This is a genomic window from Hufsiella arboris (genome assembly GCF_009834875.1).
Classification (GTDB): Bacteria; Bacteroidota; Bacteroidia; order Sphingobacteriales; family Sphingobacteriaceae; genus Hufsiella_A; species Hufsiella_A arboris.
The window spans coordinates 1-23,297 of sequence record NZ_WVHT01000011.1; the positions used below are offsets into that span (position 1 = coordinate 1).

At 43.8% G+C, this 23,297-nt stretch carries 15 protein-coding genes; 8 read left to right on the forward strand and 7 right to left on the reverse strand.

What is annotated here, in order from left to right; all coding sequences use genetic code 11:
• Positions 1–445 precede the first annotated feature (445 nt).
• Positions 446–1,159: a hypothetical protein gene (locus GS399_RS18055; RefSeq protein WP_237487994.1), complete on the forward strand. Its 714-nt coding sequence runs from the start codon at positions 446–448 to the stop codon at positions 1,157–1,159.
• 13 nt (positions 1,160–1,172) lie between these two features.
• Entirely contained in the window at positions 1,173–1,766 is a 594-nt protein-coding gene (locus tag GS399_RS18060) for an NHL repeat-containing protein (RefSeq protein ID WP_237487995.1), read from the forward strand.
• A gap of 51 nt (positions 1,767–1,817) precedes the next feature.
• On the opposite strand, the gene GS399_RS18065 is transcribed toward GS399_RS18060, so the two are convergent.
• The 5 genes from GS399_RS18065 to GS399_RS18085 form a co-directional block, all read right to left on the reverse strand.
• Entirely contained in the window at positions 1,818–2,585 is a 768-nt protein-coding gene (locus tag GS399_RS18065; protein ID WP_160846066.1) for a porin family protein, read from the reverse strand.
• 10 nt (positions 2,586–2,595) lie between these two features.
• Positions 2,596–3,681: a PCMD domain-containing protein gene (locus GS399_RS18070; protein WP_160846067.1), complete on the reverse strand. Its 1,086-nt coding sequence runs from the start codon at positions 3,679–3,681 to the stop codon at positions 2,596–2,598.
• 112 nt (positions 3,682–3,793) lie between these two features.
• Positions 3,794–4,633 carry a hypothetical protein gene (locus GS399_RS18075; protein WP_160846068.1) on the reverse strand — a complete coding sequence of 280 codons (840 nt, stop codon included), beginning with the start codon at positions 4,631–4,633 and terminating at the stop codon, positions 3,794–3,796.
• 219 nt (positions 4,634–4,852) lie between these two features.
• Positions 4,853–6,175, reverse strand: a complete 1,323-nt coding sequence (locus GS399_RS18080; protein ID WP_160846069.1) for a MutS-related protein — start codon at positions 6,173–6,175, stop codon at positions 4,853–4,855.
• A 134-nt stretch (positions 6,176–6,309) separates the two neighbouring features.
• A complete protein-coding gene (locus GS399_RS18085) occupies positions 6,310–9,099 on the reverse strand; it encodes a PAS domain-containing protein (RefSeq protein ID WP_160846070.1) in 2,790 nt (929 codons plus the stop codon).
• A 237-nt stretch (positions 9,100–9,336) separates the two neighbouring features.
• Here GS399_RS18085 and GS399_RS18090 point away from each other — a divergent pair, with 237 nt between their 5' ends.
• The 5 genes from GS399_RS18090 (at position 9,337) to GS399_RS21015 (ending at position 16,247) form a co-directional block, all read left to right on the forward strand.
• On the forward strand, positions 9,337–11,265 hold the full coding sequence (locus tag GS399_RS18090) for a mucoidy inhibitor MuiA family protein (protein WP_160846071.1): 1,929 nt from the start codon (positions 9,337–9,339) through the stop codon (positions 11,263–11,265).
• A gap of 321 nt (positions 11,266–11,586) precedes the next feature.
• Positions 11,587–14,373: a TonB-dependent receptor family protein gene (locus GS399_RS18095; protein ID WP_160846072.1), complete on the forward strand. Its 2,787-nt coding sequence runs from the start codon at positions 11,587–11,589 to the stop codon at positions 14,371–14,373.
• Between the two features lies 1 nt (position 14,374).
• The gene (locus tag GS399_RS18100; RefSeq protein ID WP_160846073.1) at positions 14,375–15,142 is read left to right on the forward strand and encodes a GLPGLI family protein; all 768 of its coding nucleotides are present in this window, start codon (positions 14,375–14,377) and stop codon (positions 15,140–15,142) included.
• A gap of 83 nt (positions 15,143–15,225) precedes the next feature.
• A complete protein-coding gene (locus GS399_RS18105; RefSeq protein ID WP_160846074.1) occupies positions 15,226–15,966 on the forward strand; it encodes an NIPSNAP family protein in 741 nt (246 codons plus the stop codon).
• 152 nt (positions 15,967–16,118) lie between these two features.
• Complete coding sequence (locus GS399_RS21015; RefSeq protein ID WP_255491722.1) at positions 16,119–16,247, forward strand: hypothetical protein; 129 nt, start codon at positions 16,119–16,121, stop codon at positions 16,245–16,247.
• 82 nt (positions 16,248–16,329) lie between these two features.
• Here GS399_RS21015 and GS399_RS18110 read toward each other — a convergent pair whose 3' ends face one another.
• On the reverse strand, positions 16,330–17,775 hold the full coding sequence (locus GS399_RS18110; protein WP_160846075.1) for a SusD/RagB family nutrient-binding outer membrane lipoprotein: 1,446 nt from the start codon (positions 17,773–17,775) through the stop codon (positions 16,330–16,332).
• A gap of 10 nt (positions 17,776–17,785) precedes the next feature.
• A complete protein-coding gene (locus tag GS399_RS18115; RefSeq protein WP_160846076.1) occupies positions 17,786–21,082 on the reverse strand; it encodes a SusC/RagA family TonB-linked outer membrane protein in 3,297 nt (1,098 codons plus the stop codon).
• Between the two features lie 241 nt (positions 21,083–21,323).
• Here GS399_RS18115 and GS399_RS18120 point away from each other — a divergent pair, with 241 nt between their 5' ends.
• Positions 21,324–23,174 carry a tetratricopeptide repeat-containing sensor histidine kinase gene (locus tag GS399_RS18120; protein WP_160846077.1) on the forward strand — a complete coding sequence of 617 codons (1,851 nt, stop codon included), beginning with the start codon at positions 21,324–21,326 and terminating at the stop codon, positions 23,172–23,174.
• Positions 23,175–23,297 lie beyond the last annotated feature (123 nt).

The following is a 23,297-nucleotide window of genomic DNA, read 5'->3' on the forward strand; positions in this document are numbered from 1 at the left end:
CTGTATTGACAGCGGCATGGTTTCGATTAGTCAATCGCGCAGCTGATTCAAGGTTGTTTGCAAGCAGCATTGTCTTTAAAAATCCAGCAAAACTCCTCCAATAGCGAAATAATCCACCCTTGAGGGCGGTTAGGTGGCTGATCTTTAAGCGGTTAATTGGGTCTCATACGGCTAGAGGTTTCAGTTTCTGGCCTGCACTTCGATAACTTAAGCCTTGTTTAATAAATCAAGTTTTTAAATTCATATCTATTCTGAGAAACGGCTATCAGGAAATGATAACTGTGAAGTTTTTTAAGCTAATTAGTTTTTTTTCACAAAACCTGTGCAAAAAAATTGTTAAACTCTACAATTAGGTTATTTCATTTACTTATATCAGCTTTTGTATTTAATTTTAGTTAAACATACTATTATGATGATGTTTAATCGCTACAAGCTGTTGCTAATTATGTTTATCGCAACAGGAAGTCTGTCGTCGTGTAAGAAGGATTCAGATTTTGGAGTAGTTGATGAAAACGTAAACGGGAGTTTTTCTAAGAATAGTTTAGCGACTGTCAATACTGCTGCAGTTAATCAAAACTTAATTTTCGGCATCAACGGGCATCCCCTTGACCTATCTCCGTCTTATCGTGGGATCGGCCCTTATACGCAGATTAACCTGGTAACCAGCATGGGTATGAATTGGTACCGTTTTGATATTGTTGCTCAATCGAGCGGTATAGTTACAGTACCATATTTATTTAGGCCAATTCACGATGCCGCTGTTGCAAGCGGTGTAAACATACTTCCGGTAGTTTATCCACGAACACTTAACCTTAATTCCACCGAAGCGGTTGCTTACCAGGCAGGCAAGCTGCTTGCAACCAATTTTGCAAAGCAAAACGGTCAGTATTTTACACATTACGAGTTGGGTAATGAGCTGGGGATAAAGCTTGTTCTTCCCGGGAAAACAGGACAAAGTCAGTCACATTTTGATCCGGCTAAAATAAAAGCGGTCGCGGCTTATTTGAAGGGGATGGATGAAGGAATAAAAGCAACAGATCCGGGCGCTAAAACGATGGTTGATGCTTCCTGGCTTCGTTATGGCTATTTAAAATACCTCGAAACCTATGGCGTCAAATTCGATATCATCGCATATCATTGGTATAACAATTGCCGTTGATAACCAGGGCATTATGTATATAACAGATTTTGCGGAATGTACCGTCTTAAAAGTGCAGCCGGACGGTACCGCATCCTTACTCGCGGGAAAAAAGAAAGTATCGGCATTAGTAGACGGAAAAGGTGGCGATGCGCGGTTTAGCGGCCCTACTGCAATACGGCTGGCGGCCGAAGGTTATTTGGTTGTAACCGATGGCAGCGGCAAAGCATGGTGGGATGTTGACAAAACGCTTAGAAAAATTTACCTGGGTGGCACCGTTCGCACGTTTTACAAGGCAAAAGAAAATGAATATATTGATGATGTTGCGATTGCGAAAAGGGATAAAGACTTTAAAGCCTCACGCTATGAAAATTATATTTTGGCCATCGAAAGTTTCGCGGACGATTACTCAAGCAACTACCAGATCAGGCATTTGAGCGATACCGGCGAAGAAACTCCTATTACCGCGCTAAATGCAAATGGCTTTAAAAATGGGTACGGGTATGAAGCTCAGTTTAACACCAACTTTGGCTATGGCTCTCCGTTAAGTTTAACTGTCTGGCAAAACACAATTTATGTTGCCGATAATGGTAACGATGCAATCCGAACTATTCGTGCAGCAAGGTAAGAATTGAACGAGATCGATCATAGGAATAAGGTCTTTGCATGGTTTAGCACCTTATTCAAACAGTTGCATCCTCACACCCAACGTAAAAAATATATTGGTCATCTTATAGCCTATGCCTTTGAACGATGGTGGAAAGACAGGGCGTAAACCCCACTGCAAATCGCCTGTGACGGCATAACGCTTTAAAAACCGTTTTTCTGCCCCTGCTTGCAAGCCCCAGTCGAATTTTCGTTGTACATCGTCAAAATTAAAGGTAGCTGTATCAATAGCTACTTTCTCACCTAAGGAGTTTCCTTTGCGGATATAACCGTTCGAAACCTGCCCGCTGAAAGAAGGGCGGATCAGGTAAGCCGTATAAAAGCCCAGCTTAAAACGCCAATTACCCCGGGCGCTGTACACGACGTTTATCGGCAGGGACAGGTACATGTTTTTGTCGACAGTTTTATTGGTCCCGGTAAAGTCGCCTTCGAATTCCGAATTATCCATCGTTACAAGCGTATGAAAATATTGAACACTGTCTGTTATGTTCATGCCCTTAATATCAAACCGGAGTGCGGCACCGATACCAAGCGTTTTGCTTAGCGGGTAAACGACTTCATAGCTCAGTGAAGGCGAAAACCCGGGCGAATAACTATCAATTTTTCTGATGGTGTTTGGCAGGGGTATTGGGGCTAAACCTCCGAAATTATACCCGACGTGCACATAGTGTTTTAAACGCTTTGAGTTGGAGGAAACACTTGCCGAAGAGCTATCAATTTGCGCGAAAAGGGATTGGCCCCCCGGTATAGTCAGTATGAGAAACAGGAACTTTTTAAGCATGCTGGCAGAATTATTTTGGAACAATGGCGAGGCTATCAACAACTAATTTACTTCCTATCGCACCCCGGTAATGGTCTCCTTCAACGGAGGAAGAAGCAACGATCGCCATCAGCAGATTTTTCCCGGCAGGATCTCGACCCTGTATGTAGGTGAAGGGAATGTCAAATCTCGTAAACGAGGACTTTGCAGATCCGTCGGGCAGCGTAGCGGTTGCGATAATGCGATCAGAGGTATGGATGTTGGTCGCATTTAACTTGTCAGGACCTTCATAAAGCACGGCGTAAATCGCACACTGATCTGTTTTACCGGATACGGGGTTTTGATTTTCGTCCTGGAAAACCGGGCCAGGCGTATATTTATAGTAGCCGGTGAAACTTTTGGGTAGTCCTACATAAGGTTCACCGAATTCAGTTGCTTGTAAGGGATTCGCTAGGGCAAATTCAGGATTGAAGTCGCCAAGGAAAAGTGAACCGGCAAAGATGTAAGCACCAACAAAATCTGACAGAAAGGTTCCTTTTATTGTTACCATTTCTGCAGCGCCCTTACCGCTATAAGCATCGCTGGTAAAACGTGTAGGGTACGCATCGCGCCGTTGTTCAACGCCTGCCAGGGCAACACCGGGATTTCCTGAGGTCCAAAGTTCCACGTTCCCGCTTTCAACAGGAAATTCGTATTTATCGTCAGCGTTTTGTTGCCATACTTCGAAATCAAAGCTCCAGTCGCCTACATTGACCACTTCGACGGTGTAGATTTTTTTATTAACTCCATTTTCAGATGTAACCGTGTACTGTACCTGTTTGTCTTTTGGATGAATAGAGTCGCCTGATGCCGGGGCGATACCTGCACCTTTGGAAACGGTTATTGAAGGTGCGACTCCCTGATCATACGCTTCGCTGGTGATATAAAGTTTGATTACATTATTGACCTGGTCTATCACCGTTTTACTGGTTGTTAAAGCCGGATCTATAGTGAAAACCTCAATATCCGCCTCGGGGTTTAAAGGTGCATCTTTAATACAGGACACTGCAAAGAATATTGTAACGAATAACAGAAGACGCTTTATTAAATGATTAAGTGTTTTATTTCGATTGCCCATACTGATTGGTGTTTTTCATTTTACAGCCTTGGTAGCCTTAACTGCTTCGGTATAAATTCAATAAAAGTTGTTGGTTCTTAAATGACAGGCATTATGAACCACAACGCTGCTTTTATTTACTTAAGCTCAGCGGACTTCTTTTAAGGAGGTATTCAAGCGGGCTGCCGTATGATCCGTCTGTATTTGAGAAAAATGCCTGGTGAGATTGGTTGTAGATGCTGGCGTTATTATCCATATAGATATGTAAGCTGACAGAAACGTCATAATTTTGCTGTGTATAACTGCTGCTTGATCCGTAGCCGTCCACTTTCTTTTTATTGTCATTAGCTTTAACAGTTCCGTATGAACTAGTTGTGCTGGTTTGCATGGACTTATTCTGCATCACCGATCCGTCGATAATATATTCTGCACCCAGAATGTCGCCAAGCTCTTTCATCGTAAAACCCGCCAGCTTATCCCGGGTGGCTCCGGCCTTTATCAGCATCGCGTTGGTTGTCCGCGGGTCAAGGATCGTGTAACCGGCGGAATGTTTGGTAAGGTAAGAATAGGTATCGCCCTGTGCTTTAAGCCCGATCTCGTCGGCTCCCGGCTGGTTGTCTTTAAGGAAGGCAAAGGGCAGGATAGCGATTTTGTTGTGATGATCGGCAGGGCTGGCCGCCATGGCAACCGGATCACTCTGACGGGACTGGGCGGCAGGCGCTGTTTGATTAAATGTTTCAACTCTCCCGCTGGAATGGGTGATTTTTAAAACGTCAGCTTTTTTAACGGTATACTCAACTGTCTCACCGGAATATACGTAGGTCACATCGTCGTCGGTTATCCTAATAAGTTTACCCTTAATCTCATCGCCATTTGTTTTTAAGATGATATCTGCCCCGGCAGATGCAGTTGTTTGTGCCGATACATTAAACGCTAATAAGGCGGCAATTAACAGCAAGTAAGCTTTTTTCATACGGTAGTTTCATTAATTAAATATACTTATCAATTATTAAAATTTGCGGAGGTAAGCTTGTGAATGGTTTGATGCTGCCTATCCAGCGGTGGCGATGATAGCAAAGTTAGCCTTAAAGGCATGGTGGATTTATGATTACCGCAGCTGGTATGTTTCAACTTATAAAATGAAACAAGTTTTTACCGCCAGGTAAAAGAAGGAGAGAGTTTTAGGTAAAAATTAACCTTCGCCAAGTTTTTGCAGGGCGGCAATTATTCCTTCATTTCGTAAAATATGCAATCCCATTCTTTCGCCGTTAAGCCCTTCCCTGAGTTTATAATTATAATTGCCGGGATTTTCATCGGAACTTCCGAAGCTAAAGAAACGCAGAGTTTTATTGACCTTCAGGTCATCAAATAATTCCACAAAATGGCTGGAAACTAAAAATTTTGAATTTTTAATAGCAGAAAATGATGAGATGACAATCTTTGAGGCTTCGAGCGCATCTTTCAGATTCGTCCCTTTAAACATTTCGTCGAATATCAAAAACAGGCTTTTGTTTTCAGAAAGCAGGTTTACAATACTCTTAAGGCGTTTGATTTCATTATAGTAATGGCTTAATCCTTCATTGATGTTGTCCGGTAAATTGATGGTTGTGATCAAACCGTCGAAAATTTGGGTCTTCATTTTTGATGCCGGAACCGGAAAGCCCAAGTGCGATAAATAAATGGAGATCCCGACGGCTTTTAGAAAGGACGACTTTCCTGCCATATTAGGTCCCGTCAGAAAAATCACTGTGGTGTTTTCATCCAATGCTGTAGAGTTTGGAACCGCCTGCGGGATTAGCGGGTGAAACAAGTCATTAATTACAAGGCCGGAATGCGACTCTGTGCTATATTCTGGTAACGACCAGCGGTTTTTTGTAAGTAACAACGCGACAGAGTGATAGACATCTATTTGATAAATAAAATCTAAGAATGACCGTAACTGTTGCTTGTGCGTTTTTCTCGAGAACTGATCCAGTCGGGACACGAGAAACGGATTTAGTTTTTTAGCAGCAAAAGCTTTTCTTATTAATTGATGATTCAGCAGTCTTTTAACGTCGGCCAGATGTTCTTTAAAAGATTCTGGTAAACTGAAATCTTCCAGTCGGGAGATAATGCGTTCAAACAATTTTAACAGCTTGATGAGTGCTTTGAGTCCGGCAACTATAAAATAGTACTCCTTTGTTCCCCGCAATTTATAGTTCCCATAATCTTTGAGCGAATCAACGGGATTAGTGTGCAGAATATTTCGTCCTATGATGAAATAATGTTCAATATCATCTGCTTCGCCTTTTTTTATATCAAACGGGAACTCCATTTTACTCAATGCAGCGATTATGCTGGTTCGCTGGTTTAATAAAGCGGTATCGCAGGATGGGGAAGTCATTATTTCAAGTAATAATTTCTTTCCACCGTCAGTTTGGGTGTTATTTAGAAAGTCGAAAATGCATTTTGAATTGTATTGGGTGTTAAATATTTCCAGATCATTTAAGGAATTCCGGTCGATATCAAATCTCATAGAAGCAAACTGAGTGTCTGACAAAATACAAAAAGCCAGGCTAATGCGACTAAATGCGGCTATTCAGTTTGACACCGGCAACATCAAGACCTGATAAGTCTCTCCGGGCAACACCGGGTACTAAAAGCAACTGATCAAACCGGCAGACTAAAATAAAAGGTTGAACCTTTGCCGATTTCGCTCTCTACCCAAATTTCTCCATCGTGCCTGTGGATGATTTCGGCGCTTAAATATAGTCCAATACCAAACCCTGAAATATGCCGGTTATGGCTGCTTTCCACCCTGAAATACCGGTCAAATACTTTATTCATATCTTCTGGTTTTAAGCCTATGCCTCCGTCTTTCACGCTGACCTGTGCCTTTTTTCCAATAATTTCACAACGAATGTCAACAGCCGTTCCTTTAGGGGAGTATTTGACTGCATTGCCGACCAAATTTGTAATAACAGACCCAATCTTATCCTGATCCGCATTGATGATAACCCGATCTTCGGTATTGAAGGTGATGGTATGCGAAGACACGGTCAGTGTAGTTTCCTTAATTACCTCTTCAATCAGCTCATTTAAATTGAAGTCTTTTTTATCTATCAGCAATTTGGCAGATTCGAGCCGTGACACATTCAAAAAGCCATTAATCATATTAGCCATTCGCCGGGTCTGAAGCTTTGCATTTTCCATGGCCCCAGCCAGAAATGTATCTTCACTGTTTTTAAGTTTGGCACCGGCAACTTGTATAATGGCAGTCAGCGAAGTGAGTGGTGTTTTCAATTCATGGCTTACCATTCCGATAAAATCATTTTTCCGCTGCTCATCTTCTTTTTGTTCTGTGATATCATTAATGATACCGGTAAAAAAAACATCCGTGCTGTCACTGTCATGCTGTAACGTTCCAATGCCTCTGAGCCATCGTTGTTTCCCGTCATGGAAGCCGATAGCCGGATATTCGAGTTCAAATCGTTCGCCCTTGTTTACGGTGGTTTCTATCATTTGGAAAGCAAGCTGCCGGTAATCTTCCCTGATTTGTCCCATGCAGGCTTCGTAAGACATCTCTTCATCCCGCCTGAAGCCGAAAAGCTCTTTTAGCCGCGGCGATGCAAAAAAATCGAAGGTGCGTGTATTGATAGAAAAGGTGCCTGAATCGGCAGCTTCGATCGCCATTCTCAAACTCTCTTCTGCACGTTGCACATTTTTGTTTGCGAGATATTGTTCCGTAATATCCATCACTACGCCGGTGAAGGCAGAGAATGCTCCGGACGGATCTGCTTTCAGGTTTCCGATACTCCGCAACCAGCGCAGCTTATTGTCATGTAAGCCGACAACAGGATAAGTGACGTCATAATCACCATTGTGATAGATAGCATTTTCCAGTTTGTTGGACACATATCCACGGTATTCGTCAGTAATCTGCGCCAGTGCCTGTTCAATAGAAAGATCCTCGTCAGGATAATAGCCGAATAACTCTTTTAAGCGTGCGTCGGTAATGAACTCTCGCGTTACCGAGTGAATGAACCAAGTGCCAAAATTGGCGGCGCTGATTGCCAGCCGCAGAGCTACTTCACTCTCTTCTATTTTCTGGCGGGCTTCCACCAACTCCTGATTCAGGAAGGCCAGCTCATTGTTTGCGGCTGACAATTCCTCATTAGATGCAGCCTGCTCCTCGTTCGTTGCAGCCATCTCTTCGTTGATCGCTTGTAATTCCTCCGAACTTTGCGCCAACGCTTGTTCCATTTGTTTTCGTTCGGTAACATCCCTGGTAGTGCCTGCTACTGCTTCGACGTCGCCACGTTCATTGAGCACAGGTATCAGGATATAATCGTAGATCCGTCTTCCTAACGTAGCGTGAGGAAAAGCGACTTCACCCCGTACCGATTGTTTGGTTGCTATTACATAGTCTATTTCCCGCTCGTGCATCGCTGCATGCCATTCTTCGTAGCCATTTTCCCTCAGGCCCACACCAATCGCCGTCTCCCAGGTTTTTCCCCACATCGTAAGCAGGGCGCTGTTCGCATAGGTAAAACGATATTCCAGGTCCCACACATACATTAGGTCGGGTGTACCGGAAGTGATCGTTTCATAAACCCTTTTTTGCTGCTCCGCCTGTTCCCTTGCTTTCCTCAGTTCCTGTTGTACACTGATCATTTCCGTTACCTCATAAACGATGTTCAAGATACCGTCGATGATGTTATTGTCGTCCCGCCGTGCCTGAAAGCTAAAGCTGAAATAGCGGTCCTTTGTTGGCCCGCCTTCATGTGTCGAAACAGGAATCAGCAATTCATTTATCTCATAGGATTCACCTGTGCGGTAAACATTCAGCATCACCTCCCGCAATGGCGTCTCCGCAAGTTCTGGAAGTGCCTCGAAGATCGGTCGCCCCGATAAATTCCGCCCGGGTAATAATTGTTGGTATGCGGGGTTTATCAATTCATAAGCCAGTTCCGGACCGCTCAGGATACAGATACCAACCTTGGCCTGCATGAAAAAACTTTGGAGACGGTCACGCTCCTCCCGGAATGCAAGTTTTGCAACTTCCGACTTTTGGCGTTCTGCAACCTGATTTGTGTTTTCCAGTACCCAAATGGCCACCTTAGTGATTTCGCCAGCTTTATTTCTGATGGGTGCATAAACAAAGGTGACAACGATCGTCTCCTCAATGCCGTGGCGGACCAGCATCATTTCTACCTCATTGGCATGATAAGGTTTCCCGGTTTCGACAACACTGGTTAACGCTGTTTCATAATCAGACCTTACCTCCGCAAAGGCATCCCAATAGAATCGGCCGAAAATTGTGTCATATGGCTTGCCGGACACTTCCAGGAATTTATCATTAACCATCTCGGCGACAAGAGTTTCCGAATTGAGTATGCATATCGCGATAGGCGCGTCAAGTATAATTTGTTCTAACTCTTCTCCGTCAGTTAATTCCATAACAAGGCAGGTTGTTTAATACACAAGCAAAGCAACTAAAAATTTTGTATTTGTTTAAGCAGTCGGCCGGTTTATCGAAACAGATTTTTAGGATCAAAAGCTAAAGACCCTGCACTTTTGGTCGCTTAAGCCAGTCGAAGCAGAAGGCAATACAATAATTTATAGCGTTTGTGACTTCCCGGTAAAAATTTATATTTGAGTTAAAAAACTCCGAATTTAACTTAAAAACTCAATCCCTTGGAAAAACTTTCGAACCTTTTACAAGCTAGTTTCAGCCATAAGATTTTAAATTTCAATGCCAAATTATTAAGTGCTTTAATACTGATTTTCGTGGTATCCGGTGTTAGTGCGCAGGAAAAGATATCCTTGCAAAGTAAGATAAGCCGGGTAATTGTTTTTCTGAAAGGAGCGCAGGTAGAGCGGATTGCGCAGGCAAGCATTTCTGCAGGCAACTCGGTGATCCTGTTGAAAGGCTTGTCTCCAGAAATTGAAGAGCAGAGCATCCAGGTAAAAGGCATGGGAAATTTCGTGATTTTGTCGGTTAACAAACAGGCGAATTTTTTAAACGAGCAAAAAGAAGATGCCGAAACGAAGAAGCAGGAAGATGCAGCGGATGCGATCCGCGATAAAATTGAGATCAGGCAAAACGACCTGGCTATCCTGAAAAAAGAAGAGGATATGCTGGCACAGAATCAGCGTGTAGGCAGCGATGCTGCCGGACTGGATTTGAATAAGCTTAAACAGGCCCTGGATTTTCAGAAAGCCCGGCTGGCGGATAATAAGTTGAAACAGCTGCAGATCAGGAAGGAGTTGAATAAGCTCAATGATGAGCTGGCTGACGTGAATAAGCAGTTAGCGGACCTGAAAGGGAAGGGCAAAAGTAATACAAGTGATATTGCGATAACAATTAGTTCCAAAGCAGCCGGTTCTGCTAATTTTCAGGTTAGTTACCTGGTGAAAAACGCAACATGGTTTCCTACTTATGATATTCGCGCCACCGACATCAGTAAGCCTATTGAGCTGGTTTACCGGGCGAATGTTTCGCAGCAGTGCGGGGAAGAATGGAATAACGTAAACCTGGCGCTGTCGTCCGGCGACCCATCGCAGGGCGGTAACCGGCCGGTTCTTAACCCTTACAAGATCGGCTACAATGTTTTCAATTATAAACCGTCTGAAACGATCACCAATGTGTATGGACATATTAGCGATGCAAGCGATGGAAGCGCATTGCCGGGAGTATCAGTGCGGATTAAGGGAACGTCAATCGGTGCTGCTTCAGATGCTTCAGGAAATTATACTATCCAGATTCCGTCACCTGCCAGCGTGCTGGAGTACAATTATGTAGGTTATGAAAAGATCGAACGACCGGCTGTTTCAACACGGGTTGACGTACGCATGCAGCAAAATACTCAGGCGCTTAATGAGGTAGTTGCGGTGGGCTATAGTCAAAAAAGCGATATAACTGGTTCTGTTCAAAGGGTAGTCTCAGGTGTAAAAATCAGGGGAGTATCATCTGTTCCGCAGGCGTCGGCCGTTGAAGTGCAGGTGCAACAAAGTCAAACAACTGTGCAGTTTGAGGTGAAACAGCCTTATACAATTTCGAGCGACGGTAAACAACTTTCGGTGGAAGTAGCGAAAAGTGAACTGCCGGCCAGCTTCCGTTATTACGCGGTTCCCAAGTTGAGTCAGCAGGCATATTTAACTGCAGCGATTACCGGCGTAAACGATCTTAACCTTTTAAGCGGAGAAGCAACGATTTTCTTCGAGGGTGCATTTCTGGGTAAAACATTAATTGACATGAGCAATACCGGTGATACATTAAATGTTTCGCTTGGCGCAGACAAGGGTGTCACCGTAAAGCGAACTCAACAATTAGATAAAAACAGCAGAACCTTTGCCGGATCTAATGCAAGGGCTGAGCGTGCCTACCTGCTGGAGGTGTATAATCATAAGTCACAGGCAATTCAGCTGACGCTGGAAGACCAGTTGCCTGTTTCAAACAGCAGTGAGGTAACCGTTGAAAAGCAGGAAATTTCCGGCGCAAGCCTGGAAGAGCAAAGCGGCAGGCTAACCTGGAACCTGGATTTGAAGCCTAATGAAAGGAAAACGGAAACATTGAGATATCAGGTTAAATATCCCCGGAATAAGCCTGTGATACTGGAGTGAACAACCATTTAAACGGTGCGGTTAATTACGAGTAAGCTCGATGCAATGCCGCTCCTATCAAACTCGTTGCGGCCTTAATCGCTCCAATAAATGGGGATAAAATCCATCATTGTATATCGTGTTACCAAGACGGAATCTGAGTAATAATGAAAGTTAGTTATAACCTAATCCCATACTATCTGATTTTGATTCGTAATGTTTACACACTATGTAATAATTATGTTAATAAATGTTAAAAATTTTTTACCGAGGCAACTAAATAAAAAATAAGTATAATTTTATACTACTAAATTTTTAGTTATACAGTTTGTTGATACCTCAATGAAAATTTTTTACCTGCTACTTTCCGTTATGTGTTTGTCGGCCCGTCTGTATGCACAAACTGGCTATCTTGTAAAAGGGGCTGTAACTGATACGGCATCAAACACAAATCTTCAAAATGCGTCAGTAAGCGTATTGCAGGCAAAAGACTCAATGCTTGTGTCATTTACAAGAACTAAACTGGACGGCGCCTTTAATCTCACCCTTCCAAAAAAGGGCAGTTACATTCTTATGATAACCTACCCAAAGTACGCTGATTACGTGGAACGCTTTACACTTGATTCAGCGCATCAAAGCCGTGACTTTGGCAAGTTAAACTTGTTTCTAAAGTCACGGTTGCTTCAGGAAGTGATTATCAAAGGCCAGGTTTCTGCAATTAAAATCAAGGGCGATACTACCGAGTTTAATGCCGGTAATTTTAAAGTTCAACCCAATGCGAAAGTGGAAGATCTGCTAAAGCAATTGCCGGGTATACAGGTCGACCAAAACGGCAAGATCACCGCGCAGGGACAAGCAGTAAGCAAAGTATTAGTAGACGGCGAAGAATTTTTTGGAGATGACCCGACTTTGGTTACCAAAAACATACGGGCGGACATGGTTGATAAAGTGCAGCTATACGATAAAAAAAGCGATCAGGCGACCTTTACCGGTATCGACGACGGGGAGAAGACCAAAACGATCAATATCAAACTCAAAGAAGATAAGAAGAACGGAATGTTCGGTAAGGTTGACGCTGGCGCAGGCACAGACGGTTATTACCAGGGACAGGCCATGATCAACGCCTTTAAAGGAAAGAAGAAGCTGGCAGCGTACGGTACGGCAGCAAACAACGGAAAAGTAAGCCTTGGCTGGGAGGACAACAATAAATACGGTACTAGCGGAGATGACATGCAGTTTGAAGATGGAATGATCTTTATTAACGGGAACAACGATGAGTTCAGTTCCTGGAATGGTAACTATAACGGAGAAGGAATTCCTGTTGCCAGAAATGGCGGCGCTCACTTCGAAAATAAGTGGAAGAACGACAAGCAATCGCTGAACGCCAATTATAAGATCGGCTCACTGGATGTCAGCGGTAACCGGAATTCGTTGATTAACAATACGCTGCCCTCGGGTGTCAATACCACCAGTTCAGACGAAAACTTTGACAACTACCTGTTTCGGCAAAAGCTGGATTTTACTTACCAGGTTAAGCTCGATACCACTTCCAATCTGAAAATATCCGTGGATGGCACCTTGAGAAACTCGCGTTCATCGAGCGCTTATCAATCAAGTGTGCAGCGCGGTTTTGATACATTGTTGAACCACAATGCCAGATCCCTGACGAGTGAAGGCGATCAAAGGAATATGAATATGACGGCTTTCTGGAATAAGAAATTTAAAAAGGCAGGCCGTACCATCTCTCTGAATCTGAAGGAATCACTTAACGACGATAACAGCGATGGTTTTTTGAATTCAGAAATCGATTTTTACGATGAGCTTGGGCAGCAGGACAGTGTTTCAAATATCAATCAACAAAAAACAAATACCAGTAAAAGCTCCCTTTTCAATTCCAATTTAACCTATACCGAGCCGCTGTCTAAAACCTTTTCGACCATTCTGAACTACGGGCTGAACTATAATCACGCTATTTCAGACCTGCGCTCGTACAACCAGACCCTGCCTGGCATTTACAATGAGCTGGACAGTCTTTACAGCAATAAATTCACGTTCGACCAGTTCTCGCATGCCGGTGGATTGAACTTTAACTATAAGAAGGGGAAGACAACGCTCAACTTTGGTACCAAGGCACAGACCTTAAATTTCAAACAATTGAATGGTTACACGAGCAGGGTTTACGAAAGGAATTTCTTTAACTGGATGCCTCAGGCGATGTTCCAGTACCGGTTTTCGCAGCAACGCTCATTTCGGTTTAACTACAATGGAAGTACGGAACAACCAACTATTAATCAATTGCAGCCCGTGCTGGTGAACGACGACCCGCTCAATATCGTGATCGGAAACCCCGCGTTGAAACCCGCTTTCCGAAACAGGTTTAACATCAACTACAATTCATATAAGGTGCTTACCAACCAGAATATTTACGTTTATGGAAGCGTGTCGTTAGTCTCGAACCCGATCGTAAGCAATAATGTGACGGATCAAACGGGTAAAACTGTTTACCAGTCATCAAACCTAAGCGGGAAAACACCGGTCAACTATTATGGAGGTTTTGGTTACTATAGCAAGATCAAAAAGCCCGAGTTGAACTACGGTATCTCTTTTAACACAGATGGTAACACTTATTATAATCTGACGAATAACGTCGTGAACCGAACAGTGTCTAATAATTATTCGGGTAATATTCAGCTGTCAAAATATAAACAGAAGAAGTACGAATTTTCGGTCAATTTCCGCCCTGGATATTCGTTTGGCGAGTCTTCGCTGCAGCAACAGGTTAATAATAATGGCTGGACATTTAACTCGGATGCATCTTTTAATATTTATCTGCCGGGTAAACTTCAAATCGGTTCAGACGCGAATTATGAATTTCGTCAAAAGACACAGTCGTTTAACGAAAATTTCGACCGCATGATATGGAATGCCTGGATCTCCCGAAAATTCTTAAAACAGGATAACCTGGCTGTTACGGTGAAAGGGAATGACTTGTTGAATCAAAACGTCGGCTTCAACCGCTATGCTTTTAATAACCAGATTTCACAAACCAATTACACCACTATTCGACGATACTTTATGTTTTCAGTAACCTGGGATTTTAATAAAATGGGGGGCGCATCAGCGAAATAGTATGAAAGCGACGATTTTAACGATAGCAGCTCTTTTAATGTTGGCCCGCGCGTTTGCTCAAAATATACATTTTGTCACCTCAGGGCAAATCACGTACGAGAAAAAGGTGAACATGTATGCTTTGCTTAACAAGCGGGCCAATAATGAGAATGGTTCCTGGATGCAACAGATCATTGATGACTATAAAAAGAATCAACCTCAGTTTAAAACGATGAAGAGTACGCTGAACTTTTCTGGAGACCAGACACTTTTCACACCTGAAACAACTACGGAAACAGGCGGTTTTTTCATTGGAGATCCCGCGGCGACACAACCCAATGTCATCTACTCAGATATGAACGCCCAAAGCAGTACCAGCCAAAAAAAGGTTTACGAAGAGTTGTTCCTTGTAAAGGACAGCATTCGTAAAATCAACTGGAAAATAACCAGTGAAACGCGTGAGATAGCTGGTTACTCCTGCAGGCGGGCTAACGCTGTTATTATGGATTCGGTGTATGTGGTTGCTTTTTATACCGACTTGATTCCCCTTTCCGGTGGCCCCGAATCGTTTAACGGCTTGCCAGGGATGATTTTGGGCGTTGCTTTGCCGCATGAAAATGTGAGCTGGTTCGCTACAGCGGTTACCGACCGATCGATAACAGCTAACGAAATGAAGCCGCCGGTTAAAGGCAAGGCAAGCAATCGTAAAGACTTCATAAACACGCTTCAGTCGGCCTTGAAAAATTGGGGTTCGTATGCACAAACGGCGTTGAAAGCTTATCTTCTTTGAAGAGGCGATGCAATTTATTTCATCCCCAACGTCTTAATTTATCATATCATCCCTATTTTAGATTTTCCATTAATCGTAAATCAATGAAGAAAGTCCGCCTGCTTCTTTTAATCAAACTGTTTCTTTTCGCGGGCATGTTTGCACAAGCTCAAACACCCGCAAAGGCTTATGGTGATTACTATCAGCTGAGTTTTTATCATACGCAGAGGAAATCGCAGCTTGATTCGCTTAGCGATTATATCCAGCAAAAGTATTTGCCGAAACTACATCAGGCAGGTTTTAAAGATATTGGTGTGTTTTTCCCGATTGCGAATGATACCAGTTCGGATAAACAGTTAGTGTTATGGACACCATTGCAGTCACTCGATCAACTGGTGAAGATTAATCCTGGGCGGGATGCTCCGAGTTATGCCAGATTAGAAACTATCATTCTGACGGCATTCGAGAAAGCTCCGAAATATAAATTACCGCGGTTAAATGGTTCAAGGGAAGAACATATTTTTGAACTCCGCAGTTACGAAAGCCCGACAGAGGAACGTTATATCTCTAAAGTGAAAATGTTTAATGCAGGCGATGAAGTTGGGTTATTTGCACGTTTAGGTTTTAATGCTGTTTTCTATGCGCATGTACTTGCCGGCAGCCGCATGCCTAATTTAATGTATATGACAAGCTTCGATAACCAGGCGGCACATGACGAGCACTGGAAAGCCTTCGGTAATGATTCGCAATGGAAAAAGCTTTCGGCGTTACAGGAGTACCAAAAAAACGTAAACAAGGCGGATATTATATTGATGCATGCATCGAGCTATTCGGATGTGTATTAGCCGCAGTGGGAATTGTCTGCTTAATTTCAGCTTATCGCTGTACAGCGTTGACCGGTCGCTTCAAGTAACCATTTTATGACAATTAATCCCTGCTGATCTGTTGCAGTCAATAAGTATATCATGAGAAATCATGATTATTTAATGGAATGTTTATGGAAATCAGTTTAACAGATAAACAGCAACGTGTTATTTTAATTGCCGGCGCCGCATTTTTACTGTCTTGTTTTGGCTTCATGATCGCGTTTGGCGATGCCAGTAATTTTTCAACTATCGGGTTTTAATGGAGATGTCATGGGTAGCGGAATCGAAGGGACTAAAGTATTAAAGACTCTTCGACTCCGCTTAGAGTGACATTCGTAGCAACTATTTATCCCACCACATCCTTGTCCCCAGCTCATCAGGGCCTTGCCTGGCTACAGCTTCCTGGTAATTTTTAGTATTGATCGTCGCTTCGTCGGTCGGGTAACCCATACGCCTCGGAATGTAGTCCACCACGCCTTCTTCTGCAGGTTTCAATACCGGGAAGCCAGTTCGTCTCCAATCCGACCATGCTTCAAATCCGTTCAGATACTGGTGTATCCACTTTTGGTAAATGATTTTTTTAATCCCTTCCGCAGGTGAATAAGCTATTTCCGGTAATGAGATATAAGTTTGGTAAGCGGCCTCGTCAAAAACTCCATACATTTCGAATGACGATTTAATGGCGTTCCTGTAATGTTCTTCGGCAGTTGCGTCACCGCCTGGCAAATAGCCAACTTTAGCTCCTTCGGCCAGTGCGAATAAAACCTGGGCGTAAGTGTAAATGTAAGCCGGCGAGTTTGCAGCTCTGAAATCATCTCCCAGACGACTGAAAGCACCGGTAATACTTTGTGCTGCTTGTCCGTAAGGCAAACCTTTGACTGTTCCGTCGGCCAATACTTCGCCATATAAAGGCAAACGCGGATCGTTTAGCTGGCCCATATAATCAGTCAATGTTGCACTGATGGCGTAGTCATTCCGCTGATTCACGCTATAATTGTTGTACCAGGGATTGTAATTTTTCGGATCATTCAGAAAATGATAAATGACATTTTCAAGATTCCCTGAGAGTATGCCTGAACTGACTGCATCGGTAAATTCTGCTTTGCCTTTGTCATAGTCGTTTTTAACAAGCCGCAGAGCCATAAACAGGCGGGTTGTGTTGGCGAATTTCTTCCATTCAGTCATGTTGCCATGCAAAAGAATATCGCCGGAAACACCAGCCTCCGTTTCGCTTATCTGCTGGCTGGCTTCCTTAAGTTCCTTGAACAAGTCGTAATAGATATCCTGCTGCTTATCGTATTTTGGGGATATGTTCTCAATGCCTTTCAGTGCTTCAGAATACGGAATGTCGCCGTACTTGTCTGTTAGTGTCCAGAAATAGAATGCTCTCAGGATACGGGCTACAGCAAGCTGGTTGTTCTTCGATCCGTTCACGCTTGGATCGGCTAATGGATTGTCTGCTGTATTATAATCTATGATCGCCTGCAGGTTTGCCAATGGGCGATAGTAAAAAGCATCCCATGGCTGATTAAGCGTAGTATAGTTTGCGGCACCCGGATAAGGACCTTCCGACACATATTGCACGTAATAGTTGCCGTTTTGTTCATAGGTAAGGGTATCGATATAACCAAGCGTGGTAAAAGGAACGCGCTGTATTGCGTTGGTAAGCAAATTTTTCGTCGGTGCACTGCTCACTTTGGTAGGATCATCATTTAAGTTGCCAAAGTCTGCCTTACAGGCAGCGAGCAGTGATATCGCTATTAAAAGATATTTTAATGTATGTTTCATTTTCTTGATTTTAGAATGTAACCTTCAGGTTTAATCCGTATTGTCGTGTCGATGGCAACTGTCCTCCTTCCGTCCAAACGTTCTCCAGTTCGGATGGATCAACACCCCATTTTTTTCCGGGTGCGGCAATCAGCCAGGCATTTCCAACGAAGACGCCCAGGTTGGCATTTTTAACGGCATTGCCGAACAGGGCTTTAGGAAGATTGTAGCCAATGCGGACGTCGCGCAGTTTCAGGTATGAGGCGTCTACGATGAAATTATGAGCGTCGGCCTGCATAATATTGCTGTAATATCTTCTTGCCGAAACGTAGATGGTAGTTGGCTCGCCGGCCGTATTAACGCCATCCACCCTAACACCGCCGCCATTATCAGGAAATTCGCGAATGTCGTTTCCCTTGTCGTTCACGCCGACGGTATATGCCGACAGACCCGAACCAAGATTGAACTGCTTGGTGGACGAAAAGAAGTTTCCGCCTTTCTGGAAATCGAGTGAAAATGCCAGATCCAGGTTTTTGTACCTGAATGCGTTAACGAATCCCCCGGTCCAGTCGGGCAATACCTGTGCGATTTTGTTGTTGGTGGTATAGGCTGCATTTCCGCTGGCGGAAGAAAATACAAGGCGCCCCTGGTCGTCGCGCTTCCATTCGCGGCCAACAATAGTACCCCATTGCTCACCGACAAAATGGTACAAATACGTGTCATTCCAGCTGTTTCCATATAGGTATGAATCTTTGCCGTTAGCCAATTCTTTTACAACAGATGTATTTTTCGCGAAATTGAGCGTAACATCCCAGTTGAAATTTTTGGATTTAAGCGGCGTTGCGTTAAGACTAAGTTCCCACCCTTTGCGTTGGATGTTGCCGGCATTTACCTGCGCTGAAGAATAACCGGTTGTCGACGGGATATCGAGACTGATAATCTGGTTGATATTGTTGTCGACATAATAAGCGAAATCCAGGCCAAAGCGATTAAAGAAACGCAACTCGGATCCAACTTCCCATGATTTGGTTAGAGCTGGTTTTACTTTGCCGGAGCGGTATTGGTTACCAATTTCAAAAGAGGCGTCACTTCCATAGGTTGATCCGTTATTAATGGCGATGCGTACCTGGTTAAAGCCCAAATCAGAACCTACCTGCGCATAAGATCCTCTGATTTTTGCAAAGGATAATACCCTGCGAACGTTTGCTCCCAGCAATTCAGAAAACACGAAGCTGGATGAAACTGAAGGGTAGAGATAGGAATTGTTATCCTTTGGCAGGGTAGACGACCAGTCGTTACGTAGCGTCCCGTCAAGGTACAGGAAGTTTTTGTACCCGAAAGACACACGGCCGTAAACGCTTCTTACGTTTCGGTTATCCACCGTTTTAATAGTATTCGGCCGGGCGATGGAAGCGCTAATATCAAAATAGTTTGGCGCCGATAACCCCCCGGCGGTGCTGTTTTCAAGCAGCTCGAAACGGCTTCTGCGCAAGTTTCCGCCAATGAAGCCATTGAGGCTGAGTTCACCAAACGATTTTTTAAAATTCAGGTTCGCCTCGTAGTTTGTTTCCGTATCAAAATACTGATGATAAGAATAGGCATCGAGCTGTAAACCGCCGGTTGCCATGCGGAAATCGCCGTTACCGGTATTTGAGTTTAGTCTCGCATAAGCGGTGATATTGAAAATATCGTTTAGTTTATAATTCAGTCCCAGGTTCCCCGTTAAGAGATTAGTTTTTGCCGTCTGATAATTTTCGTCAACAACAAACCATGGGCTATCCCAATAGGCGGGATGCGTAATTTCGTTCAGATCGCCGGAAGTGTTGGGTGAATTAATATTCCAGGAAGTAACACCGCCGGATGGTGTACGATAATTTTTGAGCAGGTCAAGATCGAGCTGCCGCTGAAACCACTGATTAAAATTCTGAGTTACATTCAAACCGTCATTACGATATCCCTCAAAAGGCTGGCCCTTCAGGTTGTTGTTTGTAAAAGCCAGGTCGGTGCTTACCGTAAAGTTTTTAGATATGTCGTAATTACCATTTACAGCGATCTGATTTTGTTTGCGGTTGGCGCCCGGCTGTACAAGGTTTCGGTATTGATTTGAATAAGCGAGCCTGTACCGGTACTTATCGCCGCCTCCCCGTATTGCCACGCTGTTATTAAGATTTGTGCCTGACTGAAAGAAATTCTTCACGTTATCCGGGTTAGCAACCAGCGCAGTAGTCTTTCCAAACCCATCTCCCTCATACCAGGAATAATACGGACGATATTGCTGCCCGTTCATTTTTGGTCCCCAGCTCTCATCGTAATCGTACTGAAGCATGCGCTGGCCATCAAATGTTGCCCACTCAGCCGGGTGAATGGACGGATCGTAATGGAAAAGCGGAAAGCCTTCGTTATCCAATGGGTTGCCGCTGGATGCTGCCTGCGCTGTACTGGTATAGGCCGATTTGAAACCTCCGGCATACTCATTTTGATATTTCGGCATCAGCGAGATGTTTTCGAAAGTTGCACCAAGATTAAATTCAACAGCAGGCGGGCCTGACATCGCGCCTTTTTTGGACGTTATAACGACCACGCCGTACTGGGCGCGGTTACCGTAAAGCGCGGTAGCCGAAGCGCCTTTAAGCACAGACACAGATTCCACATTTTCCATAATGACATTGGCAGGATTTGTCGGGGTGCCATCCACTATATACAAGGGATTGTCGCTGCTGGCGAAAGAGGTGATACCACTCGATGTAGCGGCGCGGGTATTTGCGCCCAGGGAGGCGACCGTTCCATTGCCGCCGCCCGGTGTGGCACTCAATGATCCTACGCCACGAATCACAATGTTGGCGTTGTCAAAACTGGAACTTGGCGATCCTACAAGTTGAACACCGGCTACCTTACCTGCCAGCGACGCATTAATATCCACAGATTTTGCAAACGTCAGGTTGTCGCCTTTCACTTCCTGAACTGCGTAGCCAATGGATTTCTTCTCCCGCGAAACACCCAGCGCTGTTACAACAACTTCACCTAATTGCTTAGAATCGGGATCGAGTCGGATAGTTAAGGCGCTTTTGCCGGCGACGAGAATTTCCTGGCTGGCATAACCGATAAACGAGATGACAAGTGTGCCGTTATCGGGTACAGGGATGGAAAATTTTCCGTTCGAATCAGAAAGGGTTCCGATTGAGCTGCCTTTGATCTTAACGCTCGCCCCGGGTACCGGCGCACCATCATCGGATGCCGTAATGACACCTGTAACTGATCGTGTTTGGGCAATAACCGTGTTTACGAACAAGTACAGCACCACTAAGCCTGGTAGTAGTTTTTTTTTCATGAGTTTAAATTTTAGTGATAATCATCTCCACCATTTTGAGAGTCGTTCAACCCGCAAATTAGCCCTGCAGGCATAGTTCAAAATGTGCGAAAGCCACCATTTATTGCTATGTGTCAGTTAGTTAGATTTTGGCTGTAGATGTCGTTAGTCTGCAAAAAAATGCCTTATGTCGATGAATAAGGTGCGAAAAGAGCTGCCGGTTATATTTGTTAACTGAATCATTGTTAGCCCTTAACTTGTCATGAGCCTGTTTATACGCTGTATTTTTTGCCTGGCGATCGTGTCGGGCTGCTGTGTTACTGTTGTTCGCGCCGAAACGCAAAGCCCCCGTTGGCTATCGGACACAGCGCAGGTAACACGGCTTTTGGGAATTGCCGGAAAAAAAACCGGTATCGGGGAAACTGATTCGGCAGAATATTATATCCGTAAGGCAGGGAAACTCGCCGCCGGAATCAAGTCGCCAAAGTCACAGATAAAGTACTTTGCCTACTACGCGAATTTCTTATTTGACCGGCTACGATACCAGGAAGCGCTGGATGTTAGTAAGGAACAATTGAAAGTGAGCAGGCAGGTAAACGATTTGAAAAGTGCCGCCAATGCTTATAATAATATGGCCATCCAATATGGCTCGCTGGGGCAGCTGGAAACTGCTTCGAAATGTTTAATCCAGGCTTTGAAAATTTCCGAACAGACGCACGACCTGCTTAATCAGCGGAAGTTTTATAATAACCTCGCAACTATTTTCCTGGATCTGAACGATCAAAAAAATAGCCTGTTTTACGCCAGCAAAAGTTACGAGCTGGCCAGAAAGCTAAAGGATACCATGCAATTGGCGCGCAGTTTAACCAATCTCGCGTTAAGCGAAGTTATCAGCGGACGTTATGACCGGGCTATCAGCTACCAGCAACTTCAGCTCGACATTGCCAAACGAAAAGGCTACTACGACCTGGTTATGGATGCCAGCGTTAACCTGGGTGAAACCTATATCCGCAAAAAAGAATATCCAAAGGCTCTTGCTCAGTTTGCTGAAGCTGAAAAAGTACTTCAGAAAAATCCGGACGAAGACTACAAAATGTATATTCATAACGGATTCGCTTCAGCTTATTATCATCTCGGCAACTACCGGCTGGCAAAAGCACATCTTGACAGGATGTTTGAACAGGCTAAAATGTATATGCCTAAGATCGATCTGAAAAACCTGTACCGTTTGGCTGCCGAAATACACGAAAAGTTAAATGACCCGGAAAAGGGACTTGCACTATGGAAAAAATATAATGACCTCAACGATTCGATCATCAGTGCAAATACGCAAAAGGCAATACACGAAGCGGAGATCCGGTATCAAACCAATGTCAAGGAAAAAGCGATTGCCCAGCAGAAACTCCTGATAAGTAACAAGAACCTGGAAATTCAAAAGAAAGATCAATATATCCTGGTTTCAATTATGATCATTGTATTGCTACTGAGTATTTCAGTGATCATCTTCCTGATCTATAAAAATAAAAACCAGGTTGTTCAGCTCAGTTTGCTGAAAGCCCAGATACATCCGCATTTTTTGTTTAATACCCTGAATAACCTGTATGCCTTAAGTCTCAGTAAATCGGATGAATCGCCAGCGGTGATCATGGGCTTAAGTAAAATTCTGCGTTATATGCTCTATGAGTGTAACGCGCCGAAAGTAAGCCTGCAAAAGGAAATTGATATTATCGAACAATATATTTCACTGGAAAAGATCAGGTATCACAATCGCCTGGAAGTGAACATGGATATTAACGGCGACCTGGAAAGTCAGCAAATTACACCCCTGCTTATTCTGCCGCTGGTTGAAAACGCGTTTAAACATGGCATCAGTAAACTGGTTGATAACGGCTGGATAAAAATTGAAACGCAATTAAAACAGAGCAAACTCATTTTTAAGATCTCTAACAACAAACTGGCGGAAGCTGAATTTAAAGAGAAACAATCGCGTTTTGGCAATATCGGTTTATTGAACATCAAGCGACGGCTGAAAATTCTTTACCGCGGGCGGCATCAATTGAGAATTATTGACGAGGATGAGCTGTTTATGGTTATTATGAAGATCAGCTTGTAAGGGATCTGCCAGCACTATAAAAAAAAATAGCAAGTAACCCTCGCGGTACTTGCTATTCCTTTTTAATCATTAACAACAGAATTAGCGTATGAAGTTTACTGCTGATGAATCAAATTTACGTTG

Bases quoted from the DNA above. Each gene is read 5' to 3' on its own strand.
- GS399_RS18055 (WP_237487994.1), top strand. From the start codon at position 446: ATGTTTATCGCAACAGGAAGTCTGTCGTCGTGTAAGAAGGATTCAGAT.
- GS399_RS18060 (WP_237487995.1), top strand. From the start codon at position 1,173: ATGTATATAACAGATTTTGCGGAATGTACCGTCTTAAAAGTGCAGCCG.
- GS399_RS18065 (WP_160846066.1), bottom strand. From the start codon at position 2,585: ATGCTTAAAAAGTTCCTGTTTCTCATACTGACTATACCGGGGGGCCAA.
- GS399_RS18070 (WP_160846067.1), bottom strand. From the start codon at position 3,681: ATGGGCAATCGAAATAAAACACTTAATCATTTAATAAAGCGTCTTCTG.
- GS399_RS18075 (WP_160846068.1), bottom strand. From the start codon at position 4,633: ATGAAAAAAGCTTACTTGCTGTTAATTGCCGCCTTATTAGCGTTTAAT.
- GS399_RS18080 (WP_160846069.1), bottom strand. From the start codon at position 6,175: ATGAGATTTGATATCGACCGGAATTCCTTAAATGATCTGGAAATATTT.
- GS399_RS18085 (WP_160846070.1), bottom strand. From the start codon at position 9,099: ATGGAATTAACTGACGGAGAAGAGTTAGAACAAATTATACTTGACGCG.
- GS399_RS18095 (WP_160846072.1), top strand. From the start codon at position 11,587: ATGAAAATTTTTTACCTGCTACTTTCCGTTATGTGTTTGTCGGCCCGT.
- GS399_RS18100 (WP_160846073.1), top strand. From the start codon at position 14,375: ATGAAAGCGACGATTTTAACGATAGCAGCTCTTTTAATGTTGGCCCGC.
- GS399_RS18105 (WP_160846074.1), top strand. From the start codon at position 15,226: ATGAAGAAAGTCCGCCTGCTTCTTTTAATCAAACTGTTTCTTTTCGCG.
- GS399_RS21015 (WP_255491722.1), top strand. From the start codon at position 16,119: ATGGAAATCAGTTTAACAGATAAACAGCAACGTGTTATTTTAATTGCC.
- GS399_RS18110 (WP_160846075.1), bottom strand. From the start codon at position 17,775: ATGAAACATACATTAAAATATCTTTTAATAGCGATATCACTGCTCGCT.
- GS399_RS18115 (WP_160846076.1), bottom strand. From the start codon at position 21,082: ATGAAAAAAAAACTACTACCAGGCTTAGTGGTGCTGTACTTGTTCGTA.
- GS399_RS18120 (WP_160846077.1), top strand. From the start codon at position 21,324: ATGAGCCTGTTTATACGCTGTATTTTTTGCCTGGCGATCGTGTCGGGC.